This is a genomic window from Kitasatospora sp. MBT63 (genome assembly GCF_000710465.2).
Taxonomy (GTDB): Bacteria; Actinomycetota; Actinomycetes; order Streptomycetales; family Streptomycetaceae; genus Kitasatospora.
The window spans coordinates 1-2,611 of the sequence record NZ_JAIZ01000409.1; the positions used below are offsets into that span (position 1 = coordinate 1).

3 protein-coding genes are annotated in these 2,611 nt (G+C 76.1%); 2 read left to right on the forward strand and 1 reads right to left on the reverse strand.

Translation table 11 applies throughout. The features are described 5' to 3' along the window. Positions 1 to 171 precede the first annotated feature (171 nt). Together AA75_RS22865 and AA75_RS22870 are read left to right on the forward strand one after the other, a co-directional pair. Positions 172 to 951 carry an SDR family oxidoreductase gene (locus tag AA75_RS22865; RefSeq protein WP_082526751.1) on the forward strand — a complete coding sequence of 260 codons (780 nt, stop codon included), beginning with the start codon at positions 172 to 174 and terminating at the stop codon, positions 949 to 951. 1 nt (position 952) lies between these two features. Next, positions 953 to 2,023 (forward strand): S-adenosylmethionine:tRNA ribosyltransferase-isomerase, encoded by a 1,071-nt coding sequence (locus AA75_RS22870; RefSeq protein ID WP_033822062.1) that lies wholly within the window; start codon positions 953 to 955, stop codon positions 2,021 to 2,023. A 64-nt stretch (positions 2,024 to 2,087) separates the two neighbouring features. Here AA75_RS22870 and AA75_RS22875 read toward each other — a convergent pair whose 3' ends face one another. Continuing rightward, a complete protein-coding gene (locus tag AA75_RS22875; RefSeq protein WP_051813094.1) occupies positions 2,088 to 2,567 on the reverse strand; it encodes a GNAT family N-acetyltransferase in 480 nt (159 codons plus the stop codon). Positions 2,568 to 2,611: the final 44 nt, after the last annotated feature.

Here is a 2,611-nt window from a genome sequence, read left to right on the forward strand (position 1 = left end):
ATCCGCCACCAGGGTGCGCGGGGCGCCGGCGCGTCCGGCCCCACCCAGAGCCGGTCCCGGCCTCGGTCCTGGTCCGGGCGGCCTGGTCCGGGCGGCCTACGCCGAAGGGCCCGCCGGGCTCCCGGCCGCCGCCCGATCTGCCGGGGGCGGTCCGGGAGGCAGGCTCGGGGCATGACCGAAACGCAGCGCGAGCCGCACCACCTCCACCACCACGACCCGCAGGGCCGCCGGCCCGGCCGGGCGCCCGTCGCCGTCCTCACCGGCGCCTCCCGCGGCCTCGGCCGCGAACTGGCCCGCGCGCTGGCCGCCGACGGCTGGCACCTGGTGATCACCGCCCGCGACCCCGCCGCCCTCGCCGAGGCCGAGACCGAACTCGCCGCCGTCACCGAGGTGGTGGCCCTGCCCGGCTCCGTCGTCGACGACGATCACCGGGTACGCCTCGCCGAGGCCGCGGCCGCGCTCGGCGGTGCCGACCTCCTGGTCAACAACGCCTCCACGCTCACCGGTTACGACCTGGACGGCGCCCCGCTGCCCACCCTCGCCGAGCACCCCCGGCCCGGCCTGCTGGAGACCTTCGAGGTCAACGTGCTCGGCCCGACCGTCCTCACCCAGTTGCTGCTGCACCAACTGCGCGTCCGGAGCGGCGCCGTCCTCAACATCAGCTCCGACGCGGCCGTCGAGCCGTACCCGGGCTGGGGCGCGTACGGCGCCAGCAAGGCGGCGCTCGACCAGATCTCCGCCGTACTCGCCCGCGAGGAGCCGGAGCTGCGGGTCTGGGCCGTGGACCCCGGCGACCTGCGGACCCGGATGCACCAGGAGGCCTTCCCCGGTGAGGACATCTCCGACCGGCCGCTGCCCGTCACCGTCGTCCCCGCCTTCCGTGCCCTGCTGCGCGACCGTCCCGCCTCCGGCCGCTACAGCGCCGCGGCCCTGCTCGCGGACGGTGAGTGAGATGACGGTGAGTCACGTACCGGACGGCCGGCTCGCCGTCACCGTCCCGCCCGAGCTGTCCGCCCGCGCCCCGGCCGAGGCCCGGGGCCTCACCCGCGACGGCATCCGGATGCTGGTCGGCCGGCGCGACACCCTCACCACCGAACACCGGCACTTCCACGAACTGCCCGAACTGCTGCGCCCGGGCGACCTGCTGGTGGTCAACAACTCGGCCACCCTGCCCGCCGCCCTGCCCGGCCGCCTCCCGGACGGCACGGAGATCGCCCTGCACCTGTCCACCGCCCGGCCCGACCCGCTCGGCCACCACCTGGTCGAGCTGCGCCGTCCCACCGCCGGCGCCGCCGTGTACTACCCGCCGGGCAGCTCACCCGCCCGGGCCGGGCTGCGGATCGACCTGCCGGGCGGCGCGTCGGCGGAACTCACCGCCCCGCACACCCACCGGCTCTGGCACGCCAGGCTGGTCCTGCCGGGCCCGCCGATCGAGTACCTCGGCCGGTACGGCCGGGCGATCCGCTACGGCTACGTCGACCGCGACTGGCCGATCGAGGCCTACCAGACGGTCTTCGCGACCGAGCCGGGCAGCAGCGAAATGCCCAGCGCGGCAAGGCCGTTCACCGCCACCACGGTGGCCCGGCTGGCCGCCCGCGGGGTCCTGGTCGCGCCGGTCACGCTGCACACCGGGGTCGCCTCGCCGGAGGCCCACGAAGCGCCGTACGCCGAACGGTTCCGGGTCCCGCCGAGCACCGCCGGCCTGGTGGAGCACGTCCGCTCCGGCGGCGGGCGGGTGGTCGCGGTCGGCACCACCGTGGTCCGGGCGCTCGAAACGGTGGCGGACCCGGACGGGCGGCTGCACCCGGCCGAGGGCTGGACCGAACTGGTGATCACACCCGAGCGCGGGGTCCGCGCGGTGGACGGCCTGCTCACCGGCTGGCACGAGCCGCAGGCGTCGCACCTGCAGATGCTGGAGGCGGTGGCCGGCCGGCCGCTGCTGGAGCGCTGCTACGCCGAGGCGGTGGCAGGCCGCTACCTCTGGCACGAGTTCGGCGACGTGAATCTGCTGCTGCCGGAATGACAGGGGCTCCCCGCCCCGCGCTGTACCGGGCCACCTACTCGCGGAGGCCCCGGAGGCACCTCGATCACCGGCCGGGGACCTGCCCCACGGGGGTGGGCGGCTCCCCGGCCGGGTCCACCGCGTACCTGAGGACGTTCGAATCGCGCACCTCGAAACCGAGCGTGCGGTACAGCCGGTTGGCCGCCACCCGGGACGGGCGGGAGGTGAGGTCGACCGTCCGGACGCCCAGCTCGGCCGCCCGCCGCAGTGCGTCACGGGTCAGCGCCCGGCCGACCCCGTGGCCCCGCGCGGAGGCGTCCACCACCACGTCCTCGATCCAGGCCCGCAGACCGCTCGGCAGCGGGAACACCACCAGCGTCAGGGTGCCCACGATCCGCCCGTCCAGCCGGGCGGTCAGCACGGTGTTGGCCGGGCAGCCGATCACCTCGGCGACCGACTCGCGGCTCACCGGTGCCGCGGAGGAGGACAGTTGCGGCACGAGCTGCCGCAGCGCGGTGACGAGCTCGTCGGTCGCCTCCGACACTCGGGAGATCTCCGGGGTCATGGCGCCACCCTAGTAGGGCTTGGTCAGGTCGGCGCGGTGTTGGC

Bases quoted from the DNA above. Each gene is read 5' to 3' on its own strand.
- AA75_RS22870 (WP_033822062.1), top strand. From the start codon at position 953: ATGACGGTGAGTCACGTACCGGACGGCCGGCTCGCCGTCACCGTCCCG.
- AA75_RS22875 (WP_051813094.1), bottom strand. From the start codon at position 2,567: ATGACCCCGGAGATCTCCCGAGTGTCGGAGGCGACCGACGAGCTCGTC.
- AA75_RS22865 (WP_082526751.1), top strand. From the start codon at position 172: ATGACCGAAACGCAGCGCGAGCCGCACCACCTCCACCACCACGACCCG.